The 18,952-nt window shown below is 68.7% G+C and carries 10 protein-coding genes and 4 pseudogenes; 7 read left to right on the forward strand and 7 right to left on the reverse strand.

What is annotated here, in order from left to right; all coding sequences use genetic code 11:
- Positions 1 to 39: 39 nt before the first annotated feature.
- The 4 genes and pseudogenes from ABZ915_RS44725 to ABZ915_RS44740 all read right to left on the reverse strand — a co-directional run.
- Positions 40 to 1,518 (reverse strand): annotated as a pseudogene (locus ABZ915_RS44725) (endo-1,4-beta-xylanase); the annotation flags it as partial.
- Between the two features lie 76 nt (positions 1,519 to 1,594).
- Positions 1,595 to 2,737, reverse strand: coding sequence for a ricin-type beta-trefoil lectin domain protein (locus ABZ915_RS44730; protein WP_361815929.1), 1,143 nt, complete (start codon positions 2,735 to 2,737; stop codon positions 1,595 to 1,597).
- A 45-nt stretch (positions 2,738 to 2,782) separates the two neighbouring features.
- Complete coding sequence (locus ABZ915_RS44735; RefSeq protein WP_361815932.1) at positions 2,783 to 5,227, reverse strand: RICIN domain-containing protein; 2,445 nt, start codon at positions 5,225 to 5,227, stop codon at positions 2,783 to 2,785.
- A 108-nt stretch (positions 5,228 to 5,335) separates the two neighbouring features.
- Positions 5,336 to 6,946, reverse strand: coding sequence for an arabinofuranosidase catalytic domain-containing protein (locus ABZ915_RS44740; RefSeq protein ID WP_361815935.1), 1,611 nt, complete (start codon positions 6,944 to 6,946; stop codon positions 5,336 to 5,338).
- Positions 6,947 to 8,268: 1,322 nt separating this feature from the next.
- Between ABZ915_RS44740 and ABZ915_RS44745 the strand changes: the two genes are divergently transcribed.
- The 4 genes from ABZ915_RS44745 to ABZ915_RS44760 all read left to right on the forward strand — a co-directional run bounded on the left by ABZ915_RS44745 (position 8,269) and on the right by ABZ915_RS44760 (position 11,536).
- Positions 8,269 to 9,495, forward strand: a complete 1,227-nt coding sequence (locus ABZ915_RS44745; RefSeq protein ID WP_361815938.1) for a ricin-type beta-trefoil lectin domain protein — start codon at positions 8,269 to 8,271, stop codon at positions 9,493 to 9,495.
- 162 nt (positions 9,496 to 9,657) lie between these two features.
- The gene (locus ABZ915_RS44750; RefSeq protein WP_361815941.1) at positions 9,658 to 10,701 is read left to right on the forward strand and encodes a LacI family DNA-binding transcriptional regulator; all 1,044 of its coding nucleotides are present in this window, start codon (positions 9,658 to 9,660) and stop codon (positions 10,699 to 10,701) included.
- A gap of 118 nt (positions 10,702 to 10,819) precedes the next feature.
- Positions 10,820 to 11,164 carry a hypothetical protein gene (locus ABZ915_RS44755; RefSeq protein ID WP_361815944.1) on the forward strand — a complete coding sequence of 115 codons (345 nt, stop codon included), beginning with the start codon at positions 10,820 to 10,822 and terminating at the stop codon, positions 11,162 to 11,164.
- 69 nt (positions 11,165 to 11,233) lie between these two features.
- Positions 11,234 to 11,536: an RICIN domain-containing protein gene (locus tag ABZ915_RS44760; RefSeq protein WP_361816042.1), complete on the forward strand. Its 303-nt coding sequence runs from the start codon at positions 11,234 to 11,236 to the stop codon at positions 11,534 to 11,536.
- A 485-nt stretch (positions 11,537 to 12,021) separates the two neighbouring features.
- Here ABZ915_RS44760 and ABZ915_RS44765 read toward each other — a convergent pair whose 3' ends face one another.
- Entirely contained in the window at positions 12,022 to 12,744 is a 723-nt protein-coding gene (locus ABZ915_RS44765; RefSeq protein ID WP_361815947.1) for a FadR/GntR family transcriptional regulator, read from the reverse strand.
- Positions 12,735 to 13,154 (reverse strand): annotated as a pseudogene (locus tag ABZ915_RS44770) (aldo/keto reductase); the annotation flags it as partial. The pseudogene ABZ915_RS44770 and the gene ABZ915_RS44765, both read right to left, overlap by 10 nt.
- Before the next feature lie 484 nt (positions 13,155 to 13,638).
- On the opposite strand from ABZ915_RS44770, the pseudogene ABZ915_RS44775 reads away from it, so the two are divergent.
- Both ABZ915_RS44775 and ABZ915_RS44780 read left to right on the forward strand, forming a co-directional pair.
- Positions 13,639 to 13,917: pseudogene (locus ABZ915_RS44775) on the forward strand (transposase); the annotation flags it as partial.
- A 147-nt stretch (positions 13,918 to 14,064) separates the two neighbouring features.
- Positions 14,065 to 15,666 (forward strand): IS4 family transposase, encoded by a 1,602-nt coding sequence (locus tag ABZ915_RS44780; RefSeq protein WP_361816045.1) that lies wholly within the window; start codon positions 14,065 to 14,067, stop codon positions 15,664 to 15,666.
- Between the two features lie 33 nt (positions 15,667 to 15,699).
- Here the strand turns inward: ABZ915_RS44780 and ABZ915_RS44785 are convergent.
- Positions 15,700 to 15,871, reverse strand: a pseudogene (locus tag ABZ915_RS44785) (IS110 family transposase); the annotation flags it as partial.
- Positions 15,872 to 16,152: 281 nt separating this feature from the next.
- On the opposite strand from ABZ915_RS44785, the gene ABZ915_RS44790 reads away from it, so the two are divergent.
- Positions 16,153 to 18,654 (forward strand): SpoIIE family protein phosphatase, encoded by a 2,502-nt coding sequence (locus tag ABZ915_RS44790; protein WP_361815950.1) that lies wholly within the window; start codon positions 16,153 to 16,155, stop codon positions 18,652 to 18,654.
- Positions 18,655 to 18,952: the final 298 nt, after the last annotated feature.

Here is an 18,952-nt window from a genome sequence, read left to right on the forward strand (position 1 = left end):
GGTTCCAGCGACAGGAGGGTGCTCGGCGCCCTTACCTCACCTGAGGTTCCAGTGCTGGTTGGCGCCGCCGCCCGCGTCCCAGATCTGGACGGGGGCCCCGTTGGCGCTCTGCCCGGCGGGAATCTCCAGCACCCTGCCGGAGGCGACGTTGGTCAGGGTGTACGAACCGTCATCGTTCCGGCTCGCCCGCCAGTGCTGGTTGGCGCCGCCATTGGCGTCCCAGATCACCACCCGCGTGCCGTTGCCCGTCTGGCCGCCCGGCTCGTCCAGAACCCGCCCACTGGCGATGTTCGTCAGCGTGTACGAACCATCACCGTTCTGACTCGCCCGCCACTGCTGGTTCGCGGCACCACCGTTGGCGTCCCAGACCTGCAACTGCGTACCGTTCCCCGTCTGCCCGCCCGGCACGTCCAGCACCCGTCCCGCGGCGACATCGCTCAGCGCGTAGACCTGGCCCGAGACGATGCCCCCTGGCTCCCCCGGGTTCCCCCCACTGCCGCCCAGCGCGGACAGGGCCGCGTCGTAGGCCGGCTTCTTGTTGCCGTTGCGGTCGAACAGCAGCGGATTGTCCCCGCTGCGCCAGGAGTCGCTGTCCCGGATGCCCCAGGCGGTGATGCCGGTGCAGCGGGCGACGTTCATACAGGCCTTGACGGTGTTCGCGTAGGCCGTGGGCGGTGCCTGGGCGATGTCGAGTTCGGTGATCTGGACGTCGACGCCGAGGGCGGCGAAGTTGGACAGGGTGGTCTGGAAGCTCGACGGCGGACCGCCGGCGCCGAAGTGGCTCTGGAAACCCACGCAGTCGATGGGCACACCGCGCGACTTGAAGTCGCGCACCATGTTGTAGACACCCTGGGTCTTGGCGTCGCTCCAGTTCTCGATGTTGTAGTCGTTGTAGCAGAGCTTGGCCGAAGGGTCGGCGGCCCGCGCGGTGCGGAACGCCTCCTCGATGAATCCGTTGCCCAGCACGTCATGGAACACCGAACTGCGCTGCTGACCGCTGCCGTTGTCGGCGAAGGCCTCGTTGACCACGTCCCAGGCGTAGATCCTGCCCTTGAAGTGGGTCATCTCGCTGGTGATGTGGTTGTCCATCACACTGCGCAGGGTGTTCGCATCCCTGATGCCGCCGACCCAGCCGGGCAGCTGCGAGTGCCACACCAGGGTGTGCCCGCGCATCCGCTGACCGTGCGCGGTGGCGTGGCCGACGATCTGGTCGGCCGGGCCGAAGTTGAAGTTGCCGCGGGACGGTTCGACGGTGTCCCACTTCATCTCGTTCTCCGGGGTGATCATGTTGAATTCCCGGTCGAGAATCGTGGAGTACGTCGAGTCACCGAGCCTTCCGGCGGCTACGGCCGTACCGAAGTAGCGGCCGCTGCCGGCCGCGGCCGCGCCCAGCGTGCCGGCGGCCGCATGGGCCGCGGTCGTCGCCGCGCCGGCCAGGGCCAGCACGGTGCCGGCGGTCAGCGCGGTTGCCGAGGTCAGGGCCTTGCGGACACCGGGCCCCTTGTTGAGCCAGGACATGGGCGATCATTCTCCTCGGGTGGGGGGTGTGGACCGGTCACGAGAAGTGCTGAGGTGAAGCCGGGTAGGGGAGGGTTCAGGTGACCGGTAGAGAGGTCCACTTCTGGTTGGCGCCGCCGTTGCAGTTCCACAGAACCAGTTGCGTGCCGTCGGTGGTGGACGAGCCGGGGTCGTCGAGACAGCGGCCCGAGACCGGATTGCGGTAGCCGCCGTCGTACGCCTGCCACTGCTGGTTGGTGCCGCCGTTGCAGTCCCAGATCTGGATCCTGGTGCCGTTGGCGGTACCGCGGCCGCTCGCGTCGAGGCACTTCCCGAGTACCCGCAGGGTGCCGTCGGAGCGCGCGGACCACGATTGCGCGTCGGAGCCGTCGCAGGACCGGATGTCCACGGCGGTCCCGTTGGCGCTGTTGCCGCCGGAGACGTCCAGGCACTTCCCCTCGACCCCGGAGCGCACCTGCCCGCCCGTGGAGACCGGCGGGGGCTTGATCCAGCCTGCCGCGTCCGCGGCCCGGACCCCGGCGCTGAAGGCGTCCGCCATCTTGCGGTAGCCGTTGTCGTTGGGGTGCAGCGAGTCGGCGAGGTCCGCGGAAGTCAGCGCGCTCATGTCCACCAGGAGTACGTGCTTGCCGGCAGCCTGCTCGGCCTGGACGATTCCGGGGAGCCTGGCGTTGAACGCGGGCCGGTTGGCCTCCTCGGTGCCGCTGGTGGAGACGATCAGGGTGCCGACGAGGACGGTCACGTCGGGTACGTCGTCGGTGATCCGGTCGATGAGGCCGTGGAGCCGGTCGGGGGCGGTCGGCACCTGGTAGTTGCCGTTCAGATCGTTGGTGCCGATCTCCAGGGTCACCACGTTGGGCCGGTAACGTGCCAGCGCGGAGTCAGCGATGCCGGCTATCTGGTCGATCCGCCAGCCGGAGTGGCCTTCGTTGTCCGGGTCCGGCATGGTGCCGGCCCGGCCCGAACCGACGAAGTCCAGGGTGTGGCCGTCGGCCGCCAGCTGGTTCCACAGGAAACCGCGGTAACCGTTCCCCGAGGGGCTGCCGACACCCCAGGTGATCGAGTCGCCCATCGGCATCAGCCGCAAGGCGGTGGGTGCGGCCGCGGCCTGCCCGGCGGCGGGCGGCGCCCCGGTGCCGGGGGCGGCAGCCACCGGCCATACGGTGCACACGCCGAGCGCGGCCGTCAGCGCCGCGGCCAAGAGTGCCGGGTACTTCTTCATCAGCGTTCCTCACGGGTGCGCGACAGGGGTGTGGGAGCGAGTCGGTCAGCGGAGGGTGAAGTCCTCGTTGCTGCCGGCGGTGTTCTTGCAGGTCCATTGGTCGAGTTGCTGGCCTGGGCTGCTGCTGCCGCCGTAGACGTCCAGGCACAGGCCGCTGTTCTGGTTCTTGAAGGTGTACGAGCCGTCGGACTGCTGCACCGGCAGCCACAGACTGCCGTCCCCGCCGCCCGGGGCCTGTTGCACGATGTCGGGTGTACCGGCGGTCGTGGAGCCGCCCGACACGGCTACGACCAGCCCGGAGATCTGGGCCTGCAACTGGCCGTAACCGCCCGAGACCGGCAGGAACTGGAACTGCTGGTTGCTCTGGCCGTTGCACGTCCACTGGTCGATCGCGGCGTCCGCACTGCCGGAGTTGCCGTACACGTCCAGGCACAGGCCGTCGCTGCTGATCACCAGCTGGTGGTAGCCGGTAGGGAAGTCGCCGCCGGACGGCTGGACGCCTGCCTGCTGGATGACCTGCCTCGCACCCTGCGGCCAGTTGGTGCCGCTGACCTGGACGTTGCCGGTGAGGACGTTGTTGTGCGGGGGCCCGGTGGCGACGTACGTGTTGCCGCCGTTGTACCAGTTGCCGGAGAAGGTGCTGTCGTCGGTGTGGTTGTTGCCGCTGGCATTGGTGAGCGCCCAGTTGCCGGCGTCCTGCACCACGTTGTGGGACACCGTCAGGTACCTGGATCCCTCGTCCAGGTACAGCGCGGTGGTGTGGTTGTTGCCGTACATGTAGTTGTCGGAGATCACCGAGCCGGGATTCGCGGACAGGCTGTAGATGCTGCCGCCGTCGAACATCGCCTTCTTGGTGTCGAAGACCAGGTTGTGGGAGACGGTGTTGTTCTTCAGCGTCGTGGGGGTGCTGTAGATGGGCTGGTAGTTGTACGTGCCTCGGTTGACGTAGTCCTGACTGCCGCCCGGGTCGTTCATGCCCCAGCCCCAGCCGATGTCGATCCCGTCGTAGGGAAGGTGGTCGCACTGGTTGTGGGTGATCGTCGCGTTCGTGACGTAGGTGGACAGGATGCCCGCGGTCTCCTTGTAGTCGGTGCCCACCCCGCTGACCCGGTTATTGCTGATGGTGATGTTCTGGTTGGTCATCCGCGGGTTGCCGGGGTGGTGCGCGTCCGGCTGGATCCCCCCGACCTGGATGCCGCTGCCGGCATCGTCGGTGAACGTGTTGCCGGTGACGGTGATGCCGTTCGCGCCGAGTCCGGTGCCGGAGGCCGTGGCGACGCCGTCGTTGCCTACGCCCAGGCCCACCTGTCCGAGTTCGGAGAACGTGTCACCGGAGAAGGTGATGCCGGTGGCGGCGGAGACCTGCACGGCCGCGGGCATCTGCGCCCAGTGGTTGCGGGTGGCCTCGAACTGGGTGCACCCCGACTTGCAGGTACTGAGCCAGTTGGCGGGCATCGCGAAGGCACCGGTGATGTGCGCGCCGCTCTGCTGGTCCGCGTAGCCGTCGGAGCCGCTCGGGCCGAGCCAGGAGGTCCCCGTGAACCGGATACCGGTGAAACCCAGGCCGGTCGCGGGTGAGCCGTAGCCGCCGCTGATGCTGAGCAGGCTCTGCAGCCGGGGCAGTTCGATGTCTAAGCTGTTCGGGTTCTGCCCCGGCTGGGCCCGGTAGTACAGGTCACCGGTGGACGAGTCGAGATACCACTGTCCGGCCTGTTTCAGAAACGCGTAGTTGTTCTCGAGGTACATCGTGCCGCCGGCGAACGGCGAGTTGATGGTGTCGTAGCCCCAGGAGTTGTTGTTCCACGCGGGCTGCTGCATTGTGATGGTCCTGCCGTTGATCGACTGGACCGGCGCGTAGCGGTCGGTGAAGGAGTTGACGCTCTCGACTTCCATGTGGCTCTTGTCCGAGAGCCCGGCCAGGTAGTCGAGGGACGAGTCGGTGACGGTGAGGCCGGTCTGGGTGAAGGTGAAAGCGGAGCGGGGCACCTGGACCGCCGCCCGCGGTGCCTCCCTGCCGTTCACGTACAGCTGGCGCGTGTTCACACCGGTGCCGACGTGAGCAGACCAGATGCCGCTACTCTGATCATGAACCTGCCAACTTGACACCTGCTGGGCGCCGCTCACGACCGGCTGCCGTCCGGACACCGCCTGGTAGGTGATGGTGTGGCCGTTCTGGCTGCCGTCGTCGGAGCCGAAGGTCAGCGGCTTGGACAGCCGGTAGGTGCCACCGGCCAGGTGGACCACGACGTCCGAATCGGCCGAGAGCCGGTGGGCGGGCTGCTGCGCCTGGTCGATCGTCGCGAACGGCTGCTCGGCGGTGCCGTTCCCGCCGGGAGCAGCGTCCGGCGCCACGTACAGGGCAGCGGGCGACGCCCGGCGCTCCGCGGGTGCGGCTCCCGCGGGCCCTGCCGCGCCCAGGCTCGCGGCCAGTAGGGCGAGCAGAGCTACTGGGGCGGCCAAGAGGCCGCGGAGCACTCTGGCTCTGGACATCGTCATCCTCCGGTGGCGGCGCGTGTGCGCTGGCGTGTTGGGCTGTCGGCCAGATTGGCGGGTGCCCGTGACCGGTGGCGAGCCGGCCACGGGCTGGAGCCGGTCAGGTCAGTCGAGACTCCATTTCTGGTTGGATCCCCCGTTGCACGGCCAGAGTTCCGCCAGGGCGCCGTTGGCGGTGGAGGCGCCGGTGACGTCGAGGCAGAGTCCGGACTGGGTGCCGGTGACGGTGCCGTCGGAGTTCAGCTGCCACTGCTGGTTGGCACCGCTGTTGCACGGCCAGGTCACCACCTTGGTGCCGGCGGACGTCTGGTTGTTGTACGCGTCCAGGCACATCTGGCTGCCACCGCTGTAGACGGTCAGCTGGTTGGAGGACGTGCGGGTCCATTTCTGGTTGTCGCCACCGCTGCAGTCCCAGATCTGCAGTTGCGTACCGGCCGTGGTGGACGAGTTCGGCACGTCCAGGCACTTGCCCGCGCCCACCGCATGCAGCGCACCGATGCTCGTCCCGCCGGAAGGGGCGTTGCTGTATCCGGCCGCGGTGATGTTGGCCTGCACCGCGTTCTCGGTGGCGTCCGACGGGTAGCCGGAGGTCATCACACCTTCGTAGAACGTGCCTTGGGCGCCCTTGCTGTTGTCACCGCCGGTGCCCAGGATGATGGCACCCTGCTTCCGCATCGGGTTGTAGCCCGGGACGTTGGGACGCACCCCGTCGTAGAAGGTGGAAAGGTTTCCGGACTGCGCGTTGCCGCCACGGATCGCCCAGTGGTTCGGGCCGCCCTTGATGATGGCGGTCGTGTAACGGTAGTTGATGGTCGGATCGTTTGCGTTGTAGTGCTGGTTGACACCGGAGAACAGGCCGTTCTCCAGATCGGCCATGATCCAGGGGCCGTTGCCCGATCCGTAGCCCCAGACCCTGATGTTGCCGAAGTAGATGGCCTCCATGGTGCCGTTGCCGTCGTCGTTGCTGTCCGTCTCGGCGTTGCCGTAGTCGAAGCAGCAGCCGCCGTTGTAGTGCGTGCCGTCGAAGATCGCGTACATGCCCTCCGGGTTGTCCCCGGTCGCGATGCCGTTGGTGCGGTTGTTGCGGTAGCCCGTGCCGGGGGCAACGTATACGCCGTAGGCCTTGTGGCCGCCCACCGTGGTGGGTGCGGCGGTCGCGTTCGCGAGATTGTCGGGGCCTCCCGCGGCACCGCCCCCGGGCGCCTGGGTGAGGTTGTTGCCGCGGCCGGACTGGTCGTAGATGATCGTGATCAGGCAGGTGGTCCCCGAGCAGAACGAGTCCTGGGCGGCCGCGTCGGCGTACCCGCCCGCGCTAAGGACGCCGATGTTCCGGATGGTGTTGTCCGAGGCACGCCGGACCTGGTAGAGCGGCCCGTTGTACGAGGCGTACAACGCTCGTGTCGTGCTGTGCGCCGCCACGCAGGGCGTACCGCCTGCGGCGTAGATGTCGCACGGCCCGGACGTGTCGGCACGGGCCGTACCCGCCGTGGCCGTACCCGCGGTGGCCGTGGCGCCGGCCAGCGTGCCGGCCACGAGCACGGCCGCGGCCCCCGCACTGGCGAACGCTTTCGGCCGGGAGCCGGGTGAGCGTACCAGCAGAGGGACGTGTGCCCGGTACGGCACGTCGTCCGGCCCGCCACGGCGCCGGGCCGCGAGTAACCGTCGCACGCCGCCGCGCCCGGACAGCAGGTGGCGTCTTGTACGTGTGGTTCGCATCCGATCTCCCTACCGTGCCGACGCAACCCGATCGGGTCGTGTTGGTGGCGCTGACAATCCGCAAGCGCTTGGAGGTGCCGTACTTACAGCGAGATTGCAGAGAGGTTTCGGGGGGAGACGGTGCTCCCGGCTTCACAGGGTGTCAAGGGCGCGGAGGCTCCTGTTGCGAACCTTGTCGCGGAATCGGTTCGACGGCTGATTCCCGCGGTTCGGGACCGATCGGCCGCTCGAACAATTCAAGGGGTGGAGGCCTACGGATGGCGGCGTGGCCTCCCGCCGTACGGGGCGCGCGGGGGTGTCTGACGGCCGGGCCCAGCTCGCCGGGTGCCTGTCCATCATGTCGGTGAGCAGGCATGCAGCTGGCAAACCCCATATGACGGAGGGCCGGTGCGGTAGGCACTGGCCGAAGCGGCGGCGTCTCGGCCCGCGCATCGGTGCCGCCTTCGCCGCGTGTCACGCCATTGACCCCACACTCCGCTGGTCGTACCATCCCGTCGAAGCGCTTGCGTGGAATCGATTCGCTCCACACCGTCCGGTGGTACGTGAGACGCGGGACGGTTCCCGGCAGCCCGAGGCCGTTCCCCCACGACTCGTGGCACTCGGGCACCCTTCGTCCGCCCCCCTCCGACCCGCCGGGGCGCACAGACCGGCTGCACGCACCGCCGGGCACCAGGACGCGAGAACAGCACCATCCGTTACGAGCTCCCCCGGGGTGGCTGCGACGCCGTACGCGCGGCCCACCTCCACAGACCGAGCACCCTTGCGCCACACAGCCGTAGCGAAGTTGCGCCGATCTCGAGGGATGACGCGATGAGACGAGACCTGACCGCCCGGCCACGGCTGCCATTGCTCTGCATACGACGGCGACCATGCTGACGGCGTCAGCGAGGTGCGAGGCGGCCACGCCACAGGCAACCGGTTCGACGACGGGCACCGCGTGGGCCCCAGCGCTCGGACGGCCGTCGACGAGGTCCCGCTCGATCCCGGCCTCCGGATTCGCGCTGCGCGCCGCCGACTACCACGGGATACCGCCGGGAGCGCCGCGGAACGCCCGGTGTCGTCGCGGCCGAGTACGAGTGAGCGCCGGACCGCACCAGCCACGAGGATCCGATCACCCCTTGCCCGCACGGCGGTGGTCGCCGTGTGCGGGCGTCTGGGCCGGCTGTCGAAGCCTGGTTGCACCAAGGAGGTTACTGATGGCAAGAAGCGCACTTTCACGGCGGGGAGCCGAAGGCTTACCGTCCGGCCGGAAGCAGCCCGGCTTGCGCGCACGGTCCGTCACGACGGTTGCGGCCGCAATCGTCGCGGGGCTCATCGCTGCGATGCTCGTGACCATCCAACCGGCGTCGGCCGTCGGCAAGCCCCACCAGCGCGGCCCTGATCCCACCGTGGCGAGTGTCGCCGCCACCAGCGGCCCCTTCACCACCGCGTCGGTCAGCGTGCCACCCGGCAACGGATTCAACGGCGGCACGATCTACTATCCCACCGACACCAGTCTGGGCACCTGGGGCGCCGTCGCGATCGTCCCCGGCTACACCGCCCGTTTCGCCGACGAAGAGGCATGGATGGGGCCATGGCTGTCGTCCTTCGGTTTCGTCGTGATCGGGGTCGAGACCAACAGCCGCACCGACTACGACACCGCCCGAGGCACCCAACTGCTGGCAGCGCTGGACTATCTCACCCAGCGAAGCCCCGTGCGTGACCGGGTCGACCCCGGACGGCTCGCGGTCATCGGCCACTCGATGGGCGGGGGCGGGGTCGTCAACGCCTCCGAACGACGGCCGTCGCTGAAGGCCGCCATCGCCCTCGCGCCCTTCTCCCCCTCACAGAACCTGGCCACCGACCAGGTGCCCACCATGGTCATCGGGGGGCAGAAAGACACCGTCGTCACCCCTTCCTACCTCGACGGCCTGTACGCCACCATGCCCGCCGCCACGCAGAGCGCCTTCCTCCAGATCGCCGGAGCCGACCACGTCTACTACACCCACCCCAACAACACCGAGATGAAGGTCCTGATCCCCTGGCTCAAGACCTTCGTCGACGAGGACACCCGCTACACCCAGTTCCTCTGCCCGGCCCTGGCCGACCCCGCCGGCATCTCGATCTATCACGGCAAGTGCCCGTTCGTGCCCCCGACCACCACTCCCCCCAGCGGTACGGGTGCGCTGCGTGCGGTAGGTGCGGGCAGATGCCTGGAGGTGCCGGGCGCGTCCACGACACCGGGCACGCAGACGCAGATCCGGGACTGCACCGGCGCGGCGAACCAGACCTGGTCCCAGTCCGCCTCCCACGAGCTCACCGTCTACTCCGGCGGCAGCCGGCTGTGCCTGGACGCCTCCGGCCGGGGCACCAGCCCCGGCACCAAGGTCGTCACCTGGACCTGCAACGGCCAGAGCAACCAGCAGTGGACGCTGAACTCCAACGGCACCGTCACCAGCGCCCAGTCCGGTCTGTGCCTGGACGTCACCGGCGCCGGCACCACCAACGGCACCCTCGTACAACTGTGGACCTGTGACGGCGCGTCCAACCAGCGATGGACCCTGAGCTGAACCAGTGAGGGCCCGCACCCCCCGCCGGGGCGGCATGCGGCCGCCGCCCCGGCGTGTCACCGCGCGCCACCGCCGCCTCCCAGCCGTCACATCCGGCGCCCGCCGGCGAACCGATTCCCGCGAGCTATCATGTCGACCGCGGGTGGGTTCTTGGGGAGCTGAATGAACATCGGGGAGATCGCTCGGCGCGCCGGCGTGTCACGCAGCACGGTGTCCTACGCGCTCAGCGGCAAACGACCCGTCGCGAGCGAGACCCGGAGACGTATCCAAGACGTCATCGACGAATTGGGGTATCGCCCCAACGCGACCGCGCGAGCTCTGAAGGAGGGCCGGACCCGGACGATCGGTCTCGCCATCCCGCCGGCCGGCAACAGACTCACGCACATGCAGCTGGACTTCGTGGCCAGCGTGGTCGACGCCGCCGCCCGGGTCGACCTGGATGTGCTGCTGTCCCCTTCCGGCGGGGATCACGACCGCTCTTTCGAGCGGTTGGTCTCGGAGAGCCGCGTGGACGGTGTCATCCTGATGGAGATCCGCCTGGAGGACCCTCGTGTGGGGCGCCTACAGGACGCCGGGCTGCCCTTCGTCGGCATCGGACGCACGGCCGGCGACCAGCAGATGTCGTGGATCGACGTCGATTACGCCGGCTTGGTCCAGCACTGCGTGCGACACCTCGCCGATCTGGGGCACCGCCGAGTGGCTCTGATCACTCGTTCCCCGGAACTCGTCTCGGCCGGTTACGGCCCTGCGTGCAGGGCCAGAGCAGGTTTCGAGGCCGCCGTGGCGGAACGCGGCCTCGACGGCACCGAAGTGCCTTGCGGGGACGACGCCCGCTCAGGTCAGGCATGTGTCGAGGCGCTCCTGCGCAGCCATCCGGACCTCACCGCTGTCACCACCATCAACGAGGCCGCCCTGCCCGGGATCCAGCGCGCGCTGGCGGACACCGGCCTCCAAGTGCCGTACGACTTCTCCATCACCGGAGTGGCGGCCAATACCTGGGCCGAAGACTTCCGCCCGCCGCTCACGGCAGCGGACGTACCTGCCCTGGAAATGGGCGAAAAAGCCGTCTCCCTGCTGGTGGAACGCATCACCGCGCCGGACACCCCGCCTCGGCACATCCTGTTGACCCCCCCGGTCTCGCTGCGCTCCAGCACAGCCGCCGCACGCACCGGCCGGCAGGCGAGAGTCAACCGCCGGGCGCGCTGAGCCGGGCGGGTTCGGCGATCGCGTCCACAGGACGTTCTCCGATGCGGACCGTTCCACACACATCAACCGCACCCGCATCCCCGAGGACAGCGTCGTCGGGGTCACGCTGGACCGCTCCGTGCAGCCGGCCGACATCGCCGTCGGCAGGACGGCCACGGCCGGCAGCGAGGAGACCTCCAAGGCCAACACCGCGGTCGCCGAGCCGGTCGGCGAGTTCGCGTACCGCGTCCGGTCCGACGGTCGACATCTCCACCCAGTGCGCGCCGGAACCCGTATCGCCTGGGAATCCCCGGCCACGAACTGCTACCGGATCGAGGGTTCCACCGACAACGCGGGCTGGACCATCCTGGCCGACCTGACTGCCACCACCAGCACCAGTCAGGTGCAGGTCTCGGCCTTCCGCGCTCAGGCACGGTATGTGCGGGTGACGGTGACCGGGCTGCCCCCGGGTGTCTGGGCGTGAATCCGCAACTCGAAGGTCTACGACCGGCCCTTCAGCGCGGATCTCGGCACCGTCCGGCTGAGCGGCAAGATACTGGATGTCAGCGACGCCTCGACCGTCGACGGGGGCGCCGTCATCCAGTGGCGCTGGGGCGGCGGTACCAACCAGCAGTGGAGGCTGTGGACCGACGACGGCGGGGACAGCCAGTCGTGGAAGCGGAACTCGTCCGTCGCTGCTGATGGCCACCGCCTGCGCTCGTGCGCTGCCATGGGTTCCGGTGAACACCCGCCCGTTCAGCACCACAGTGGCCATTCCCACCGGAGGTCGGCCGGCCGCCGAGGCCAGGAGCGTCCGTCGGTGCAGCGGGCCGGCCGCCGTCGCCCGGTACATTGAGTGATTAACGTCTTAACCGCAAGCCGCCACAGGGCTTGGGGGTACACACGACGAACTCGCGTGCCTGACGGCGTCCCACGCTCGGCACGACGACGACGTACGGTGATCTTCGTACGCCGAGATCCCGTACTACGCACAAGGGGCGCTGGGCGCCATGGCGGCGGCGCACGAGCCCTGCTACCTGCTCAACACGCCGAATGGACGGCTGCGGAAGCGTGCCATCCCGAATGGTCAGCGAGGGGCGACCGCCCCAACCGCGCTGTGTCGACCCGTGAGTGGAGACCGACCACGAAGCGGGCCTTGCGCATCCTGCTCGATCCCGCGGAGGCCGGCACCAGGCGGATCGGGCCCGCCCAGCCGCTTCACGACGACGAGTTCCCGCACCTGATCGGACGCACTCGTCCCTGCGTCCGACACCGAAGGACGTCACCGTACGGACAGGTGAGCGCAGGCGAACGAGGGCGTGGGCAGGCGGCGCCCGTCCGTCACTTCTCCGCTGTCGTCCCGAAGGGGAGGGGTTCGCCTGAGCGCAGGTGTCCCCTCAGCCACTGCTCGGTGTTGCTCACGTGCAGCAGTGCCGCAGCCTGGCTGAGGGTGGCGTCACGGGTGGACAGGGCGTTGAAGATCGCCTCATGCTCGGCGAGGGTGCGGCCCGCGGCCTTGTCGTCGACCAGACCGCGCCAGATACGGGCGCGCAGGGTGCGGCCGGAGATCCCTTCCAGGAGGGTGAGGAGGGTTTCGTTGCCCGTGGCCGAGACGACGGCACGGTGGAAGGCGGCGTCGTGGGCGTTGAGCCGTTCGACGTCGTCGCGGGCCTCACGCATGGCGTCCAGGTGCCGCTTCACCTCGGCCAACTGCTCATCAGAAATCCGCGTGGCGGCAAGGGCCGTGGCCATGGGTTCGAGGAGCCGCCGTACCTCCATGAGGTCCCGCAGGGCGACCGAGTCGCCCTGCAGCAGCTCCACCGCGCCGCCGAGCCCCTCCAGCAGCAGGCTCGGCTGCAGGCTGGTCACATACGTGCCGTCGCCCCGCCGGACCTCCAGAACCCGCGCGACGGCCAGCGCCTTGACCGCTTCGCGGGCGAGGTTGCGGGACAGGCCGAGCTGTGCTGCCAGGTCCGGCTCCGGGGGGAGCTTCGAGCCCGGAGGAAGGGCACCGGTTGTGATCAGCTCACGGATCTGCTCAATGGCCTTGTCCGTCAGAGACACCGCACACCCCTCCCCCGACCGTGCTCCGTGAACACGTCCGACCTGATCAGCCCCTGAGCGCGGAGATCGTCCCAGAGACCGTCGGGGACGTGCTGATCATGGAGTTCCACGTTTCGTACGACCTGTTCCGGATTCCGCATGCCCAGGGTGATGTTGATGATACTGGGGTGCGTGTGCGGGAAGGCGATCGCGGCGGCCGGCAGGGTGGTCCCATGTGCCGCGCACACCTCGGCGATCGCCCGAGCACGGACGACCAGAGCTGGCGGGGCGTCCCGGTAGTCGTACTTCATGCCTTCTACGGGCCGGTCTCGGGAGAGCAACCCCGAGTTGAACACGCCCACCGCCACCACGCTCTTGCCGAGTTCCCGCGCGGCGGGCAGGACGTCGTCCAGCGCCGACTGGTCCAGGAGTCGTGCCAGTCGCGAGACCGCCGTCGATGTCGTGATGCTGGTCGGGCAGCGCCCGGAGCCCCAGGAACGGCCGCCCAACGCCTGTTCGAGTCGGTCGCCGCTCGTCGGGCCGGCTTCTTGGAGCGCGTGGGCAGGGCCGTTGCGTGAGCTACTGCGGCACCTGCGACTGATGGCTGCGGCGGCGGCTTGGCCACCAGACCCGGTCGCCCAGGAGCGTGACCATCACCGGGACGAGAAGGGAGCGGACTAGAGGTTGTCCTACCTTCAAAACGCGGGCCTGATCTGGTCACTCGTACGATCGGGGCCCGGGGGCTCCGGGTATGGCTGTAAAGGTTGAGCCGCTGGATGGCTTACGGGACTTGGCCGCCCGGGCCCCGCGACGACTCGACCGCCAATTGGGAGATGCGACTCGATCGCTGCTGTAGGACAACGTCGGCGAGGTCGTCTGCGGGTTCGACGTACGACGAGTTGTCGGGAGGGGACCGTGGCCAGGATCTGGGCCGGGGTGGACATCGGCAAGGTGCATCACCACACCGTGGTGATCAACGCGCAGGGCGAGAGATTACTGTCCCCCCGGATCATGAACGACGAAACTGAGTTGCTGGCGCTGATCAGCGACGTGATGGCCTTGTCGGACGATGTGCTGTGGGCCGTGGACCTCAATCATGGCGGCGCTGCCCTGCTGGTCGGTCTGCTCGCTGCCCACGGCCAGCCAGTTGCCTACCTCACCGGCCTGGCAGTCCACCGGGCCTCGGCCACCTACAATGCCACGCAGTTAGCCCTGTTCCCGTGCCGTCAAGAGCCTTCGTGGGATGGGCGCTTGGGAAGGGATCCCCTGGTAGGAGGAAAGCCGACCAAGACTTCTCCTGTTCAGAGGATCCCGTTGTCGAGCCAGTCTGCCACCTGCACCTTGACACGCACCACGACTGTTGCCGAGGGAGCTTTCGCTCCCGGACACCTCGGCGGGTTGACCCAGTTCCTGCCCTTTGAGCTCGTCGACGACGTGCTCGAGCAGACCGGAACCCTGCAGCAGCGCGTGCGTGCCTTACCGTCCCGCGTCGGGATCTACTTCGTACTGGCGTTGGGACTGTTTCCAGGACTTGGTTACCAACGCGTGTGGGACAAGCTCGTCGCCGGCCTTGCGGGCCTCGACCTACACACCCCTTCGGAGGCAGCCCTGCGCCACCTGCGCAGACGGCTGGGGCCGAAGCCGCTGGAGATGCTTTTCCACGTACTCGCGGTGCCGCTGGCACGACCTTCAACACCGGGCGTGTCCTACCGGCACTGGCGGACTGTGGCCTTCGACGGCTGCAATTCCCTCAAAGCGCCTCATCTGCCTCGGATCCGGGCCCTGCTTGGCAAGGTCCGGCACCACTGGGGCATGTCCGGCTACCCCTCCTTGCGACTGACCGTGCTCTGCGAGACCGGCACCCGCGGTCTACTCGGCGCAGTTTTCGGCCGGTCCAAAGCCGGCGAGATCGTCCAGGCAACCCGGCTGCTGCCGAAGCTGACCACCCAGATGCTGCTCCTGGCCGACCGCGCCTACGACGGCGACGAGTTCCTGGGACAGGTCGCCGACACCGTCGCCCAGTTCCTGGTCAGACTGTCCGCCCGCAGGCGCCCTGCGGTACTGGCCGTCCTGCCCGACGGCACATACCTCACCCGCTTTCGCCACGTGCACGTACGCATCATCGACGCGGACATCACCGTCACCACCAACGGAGGCAAGACAGTCACCGGGCGGTACCTGCTCGCGACGACACTCACTGACCACCGCCACGACCCCGCCGATGCTCTCGTCCGCGTCTACCACGAGCGTTGGGAGATCGAGACCGCCTACTACGCGCTGCGGCACACGATGCTGACCGGACGGGTTCTGCGCTCGCAGGACCCACGCGGCCTCGAACAGGAGGTCTGGGCCCTGCTCACCCTCTACCAAGTGCTGCGGATGGCCATGGCCGACGCCGTCGAGTCGCTGCCTGGCATCGACCCGGACCGAGCCAGCTTCACCATCGCCCTTCAGGCCGCCCGTGACGAAGTCATCCGAGCCGATCACATCCTGCCGCAGCAGCAACAAGCCAGCACCAAGGGCATGGCGACAGCAATCAGGGCGAGCCTCCTACCGCCCAGACGGGCTCGCACCAGCGCCCGCAAGGTTAAGTGCCCCACCTCCCGTTACCCGGCACACCTGACCAGCGGACACCCTCTGAACAGCCAGAACGTCACCCGTCTTGCACTAGCGCTTCGAGCCCAGCCCCCGTCGACCGCAGCCGCCGGACACGGCGGGCAACGCAACAAGGTCTTGCAGATCATGCGAACGACCCCTGATCGGATCTGGCACGCCCGCGACCTGGCGAACGAACTCGGCATCACCAGCTACGACAGCTTCTACGTGCAGCTCGGTCGCTGGACCCGCGAAGGGCTCCTCGACAAGATCGCAAACGCTACCTACACGCTCGCCACCGACTGGCTACCGACCAGCCCTAGCCACCTCATCAAGAGAACCCCTTGACGAACTGCACCCGCCTCTAACTTCGTGGCATTGGCGATTGAAGAGATTGCGCAGGGCTGAGATGTGTCGGTCGCCGTTGGTGCATCTGCGGTCGTAGTGGGCTATGGCGCCCCTTGAGGCGGTGAGGGAAGCGCTGGTTCTTGATCCGGTGAGCCTTGACAGAAACGCTCTTGCCGGATGCTCGGGTCACCGGTGCGGCTCCGGCGTCCTTGAAGTGGCCGCCAGTGGGGAAATAACTGGCCGCTGGCAGCCGCCGCCGGATCGTTCACAGACGCTTCGGATAGCTCCGCGACGGCGGCTGCGCGACCAGCATGGGCCGCCAACGATGTGGGAATCGCACCCGGCGCACCTCGTTCGATGTGCCGACGCCAGCTGGTCTGTCGCCCCTGCGCGCAGGACGGGACGCGCGGGCACTGACCGCCGAGGGCCGAAACAGGCATGGTCCAACCTTGGCCGCCGGAGACCTGACCTGCGCACACTGGATGCATGCGCGGGACGACCGTCGGCCAGGCGGCCGAGCGCGAGGACCTGCTCGCCGCGGCCGTAGTAGAAGCCGTCCAAGGAACGAACGCCTACGCGGGGAGCATCTTCCTCCGCTCCCGCGACCGTCGGTCGATCGTGCTCGCTGCGACGTGTGGGGTGCCACCTTCCCTGCTGGGCAGCTGGCGCCTCATTTCGGTGAGCAGTCCTATCCCGGTCGCCGTGGCATACAAGTCCGGGCGCACGGTCCACCTGGCGAACGCGGATGAGACGATGCGGCGGTATCCCCAACTCGCGGTGGCCCTGCCGTATGCCTTCGGCTCCTGCTCGGTGCCGATGGAGGCGGGTGGGGAGCGCTTCGGTTCGCTGGCGATCGTGTGGCCGGCATCACCGGGCAGCGAAGGGCTGTCCAAGGCCCAGCGCCGCCACCTGCGGAGTGTCGCCAGTCGGCTGGGTAACTGTCTGGCCGCAATGCGTGAGCGTACCGGCGATCCCGTGGAGTGTGGCCCGAGGACGGTTCCGGTAGAGACCCCGGCTCCGTCGGCAGCAGCCGTGCGGGTCGGGTTGTTCGACTGGGACGTCGGCTCCGGCACCTTCAGCATGGACGACGCGCTGTGCGCGATCTTCGGTCTCGACCCCGATGCTTTCGACGGACGAGTCGAAACGCTTGCTTCGTGCCTGCACCCCGGTGACCGAGCAGCTTTTCGGGCCTGCGCCCGGGACGCGGCGGACGAGGGCCGGATCATCGCGCACCGGATGCGCGTTCGAGATCACAGCGACGGCCGCGGAGGCTATCGCGCGGTCGAGCTGTGGGGCCGCGCACCAGAAGCCGACGACCCGCGCCCCGGCACGCGACTGGTCGGCGCGGTCGTGGATGCCCGGGCCGGCACTGTGGCCGTCGCAGCGGTCGAACGGCTGCCCGACGGGCTGTTCTCCCTCGCCCCGGACGGACGGGTCACATACGCCAACCACAGCGCCCTGCGGCTGCTGGACGTTTCCGCCGACGAGGTACTGGGCCGGTTCCTCTGGGACGTGCTGCCGTGGCTGTCCGACCCCGGCGTCGAATACCGGTACCGGTCCGCGATGATCTCGCAGACGCCGTCGTCCTTCCTGGCCAGCCGCTCGCCCGACCAGTGGCTCGCCTTCTCCCTCCACCCGCGCGCGGACGGGGTGACCGGCTGGGTGGTGCCCGCCACCTGTGCCCCAGTGGCCGCTGCGGTGCCCGCCCCCCCGGTCACTGCAGTACCCGCCGCCGCACCGGCCCGTCTGGGCGCCATGTACCACGTCCTGCAGCTGAGCAGCGCGCTGACCGAGGCAGTCACCACGCGCCACGTGTGCGACGTCGTCTCCGACCAGCTCCTGCCGGCCTTCGGGGGCCAGCAGATGGCGATCTATGAGGTCCACAGCGGAACGATGCACCTACTCCATCACACCGGCCGGCACGAGAAATTCCTCGACTGGCTGGAGGGCGTTCCGCTGCACGCCCGGCTGCCGGGAACGGAGACCCTGACGTCCGGAGCTCCGCTCTTCATCGAGTCGCAGCAGGACCTCGCCCGGGGCTACCCGGGAATCCCCATGGGCGAGGTGAGCTCCTGGGCATATCTACCGCTGTTCGCCTCCGGCCGCCCGGTGGGCACCTGCGTCCTCGGCTTCGACGAGATCCATCACTTCACCGAGAAGGACCGTGGCGTCCTCACTGCACTCGCCGGGCTGATCGCTCAGGCCCTGGAGCGAGCACGGCTCTACGACTCGGAGTTCGCTGTCGCGCACGGCCTGCAGCAGGCGCTCCTGCCGCACCGGCTGCCAACCGTCCCGGGTATCCGCACCGTCGCACGCTATCTGCCCGCCACCAGCGGTATGGACATCGGTGGCGACTGGTACGACGTCATCCCCAGCCACAGCGGGGCCCGTCTCGTCATGGGCGACGTGGAGGGGCACAGCATCGCTGCCGCGGCCACCATGGCCCAGTTGCGTAGTGCGGTACGGGCTTTCGCAGCTGCGGGCGATACGCCCGGCGACATGATGGCCGGCGTCAACCGAACCCTGATCGACCTCGACTCCAACCTACTGGCCAGCTGCTGCTACATCCACCTCGAGCCCCACGGCCGGCACGCCTGCGCCGTCACCGCTGGCCACCCTCCTCCTCTGCTCCGCCGCCCCGACGGCACGACCGACGTCCTTGACCTGGATGTCGGCCCGGTCCTGGGCGTGGATCATGCGAGCGCCTATGCCCAAACCCGCATCGCCCTCCCACCGGGATCCGTTCTCGCCCTCTACACCGACGGGCTGGTGGAGGAACCCGGCATCGACATCGACGTGGGGATCGACCGCCTGCGAGCATCACTGGCACACACTCGTGCGGGCTCACTGGACGAACTCGCCGACCGGATCCTGCACAATGCCCGCGGCTCCCCCTACCGGGCCGACGACATCGCCCTACTGCTCACCGAGCACGGTGCCGACCTCGACCCACATCACACCTCAAGGAGACCGTGGGGAGACCGCTGACCGGCAGCGGTCCCGAGCTTCACTGACCGGAAAACAGCCACGAGCCGAACCCAGAATGGGCTTGCCGCGCGACGGACCGGATTGGTCCGGCCCGGGCACCGCCCCGCCGTCCCTTCCAGACGCCCCCGGACGTCCCAGCGGCCGGGCAGCGCGGAGCCCGGTCCCGCACAACACACCGCTCAGGTGCGGGTCAGTCGCTTTCCGGGGCGTGCGAACCGGGCTCGTAGTCGTCGAACGACGGCTCGTTGGGCGCATCAAGCTGGGCGTACAGGCACGCCCGCCGCGACCATCTACCTGG

Source organism: Streptomyces sp. NPDC046915, from assembly GCF_040644935.1.
Taxonomy (GTDB): Bacteria; Actinomycetota; Actinomycetes; order Streptomycetales; family Streptomycetaceae; genus Streptomyces.